The 2,091-nt window shown below is 63.4% G+C and carries 2 protein-coding genes and 1 pseudogene; 2 read left to right on the top strand and 1 reads right to left on the bottom strand.

The genetic code is table 11. The features are described 5' to 3' along the window. On the bottom strand, positions 1–949 hold a 949-nt coding region (gene mltB / locus AC6LKD_RS32565), incomplete at its 3' end, for a lytic murein transglycosylase B (RefSeq protein WP_498118540.1). Between the two features lie 10 nt (positions 950–959). Between mltB and AC6LKD_RS32570 the strand changes: the two genes are divergently transcribed. Both AC6LKD_RS32570 and AC6LKD_RS32575 read left to right on the top strand, forming a co-directional pair. After that, positions 960–1,883 carry a histone deacetylase family protein gene (locus AC6LKD_RS32570; protein WP_080551048.1) on the top strand — a complete coding sequence of 308 codons (924 nt, stop codon included), beginning with the start codon at positions 960–962 and terminating at the stop codon, positions 1,881–1,883. A 71-nt stretch (positions 1,884–1,954) separates the two neighbouring features. Continuing rightward, positions 1,955–2,091, top strand: a pseudogene (locus tag AC6LKD_RS32575) (electron transfer flavoprotein subunit beta/FixA family protein); the annotation flags it as partial.

Here is a 2,091-nt window from a genome sequence, read left to right on the forward strand (position 1 = left end):
CCGCCGCCGTGAGCGTGCCCCAGCTCTGCTTGGGTTCCAGTCCGCCGTCGACCAGTGGTGCAGGATCCGTGGGCAACACCACCGGGGCAAATACCGGCAGGCCGCGCTGCCAGCCGTGCTGCGACAGGAAGCTGCCCACGGACATGATCGCGTCGCGCGTGTTGTTGGTCAGGTCGATATGGCCGTTGTCGTCGCCGTCCACCGCGTAATGCATGACGCTGGTGGGCATGAACTGGGGCATGCCTATGGCGCCGGCGTAGGAGCCGCGCGTTTCCAGGTCCAGCTTGTCCTTCATGACCAGGGTCAGGAAATCCGCCAGTTGGCCGCGGAACATGGTGGCGCGCTCGGGCTTGGCCGGGTCCGGATAGTCGAAGGCCAGCGTGGTCAGCGCGTCCAATACGCGGAAATTGCCCATATTGCGGCCATACAGCGTTTCCACGCCGATGATCGAGGCGATCACGGGCGCCGGGACGCCGAAGCGCTGCGCCGCCTGGTTGAGCAGGTCGCGGTTCTCGTTGTAGAACTCCACGCCCCAGCCGATGCGCTTGGGTTCGACGAAGCGCGAGCGATAGGTCAGCCAGCTGCGCCAGATCTTCTTGCCCGGCGGCGACGGCGCGATCAGGCGCGCGACGGTGGCGTTATAGCGCGAACCGGCCAGCGCGGCGACCATGGGGTCCAGCGGCAATTGGCGTTCGGTGGCCAGGTTTTCGACAAAGGAACGGACTTCAGGCCGCAGCGCGCCATTGGCGCCCAGCGCGGCGGGACCGTCGTCCGCCAGTTCAGAACCAGGTGTCGGCGCGCTGGGTCCGATGCGAATGGGGGCCGGGGTTGATTCGGCGGCCGGCTGGCCGGCGGCGGTGTTGGTGGTGGCAGAGGGAGCGGTGGTGGAGCAGCCCGCCAGCAGGGCGGAAAGCGTTCCGAGTTGCAGTAAACGCCGACAGATGAACATAATCTTCCTTATGGAGACCATGTATCTTACCCACCCGGCATGCCGCTTGCATGAAATGGGCAGTTGGCATCCCGAAAGCCCCCAGAGGCTGGACGCCATTTCAGACCAGTTGCTTGCCAGCGGATTGATGCCCTACCTGGATGACCGCCAGGCGCCGCAGGCATCCCGCCATGACATATTGCGGGTGCACACTGTCCAGTATCTGAACAGTTTGCGCGAACATTTGCCGGAGCAAGGGTATTTCCCTATCGATCCGGATACCCTGATGAACCCTCACACCTATGAGGCCGCCCTTTACGCGGCGGGGGCGGGCGTCGCGGCGGTGGACGCCGTGATGGGCGGAGAAGCCCGTACGGCGTTCTGCGCGGTGCGGCCTCCCGGGCATCACGCCTGCCGTTCCCAGGCCATGGGATTCTGCTTTCTGAACAACGTCGCCATTGCAGCGCAACATGCACTGGACTTCCACGGCCTGTCGCGCGTGGCCATCGTCGATTTCGATGTGCACCACGGCAATGGCACCGAAGACATCTTCGCTGGCGACGACCGGGTGCTGATGTGCAGCTTCTTCCAGCATCCCTTTTTTCCAAACAGCGGCACCGAGAATCCGGCCTCGAACATGCTGAACGTGCCGGTGGCCGCCTATACCGGAGGGGCCGCGGTCAAGACTATCGTGACGGATACCTGGCTGCCTGCGCTGGAGGCGCACCGCCCCGAACTGATTCTGGTGTCGGCGGGTTTCGACGCGCACCGCGAGGACGACATGGGCCAGATGGGCCTGGTCGAGGCCGACTACGCCTGGATAACCGAACAGCTCGTGGAGGTGGCCGAGCGCCACTGCCAGGGGCGGATCGTCAGCACGCTCGAGGGCGGTTACAACCTGTCAGCCCTGGGCCGCAGCGTGGTTGCGCATATACGAGCGCTTGCGAAGCTGTAGAATCAAGAAAAAATTGTGCAATGCGATCCCGGCGCATGCCGGGTAATTATTTTCCATTTGGAGGCAGCGGGATGAAGGTATTGGTACCTGTCAAGCGCGTCGTTGACTACAACGTCAAGGTGCGCGTCAAGTCTGATCAAACCGGCGTGGATATCGCCAATGTGAAGATGTCCATGAACCCCTTTGACGAGATTGCCGTCGAGGAAGC

It is taken from the genome of Achromobacter sp. D7-1, from assembly GCF_059760445.1.

Coding starts and splice junctions, on each gene's coding strand:
- AC6LKD_RS32570 (WP_080551048.1), top strand. CDS start 960: ATGGAGACCATGTATCTTACCCACCCGGCATGCCGCTTGCATGAAATG.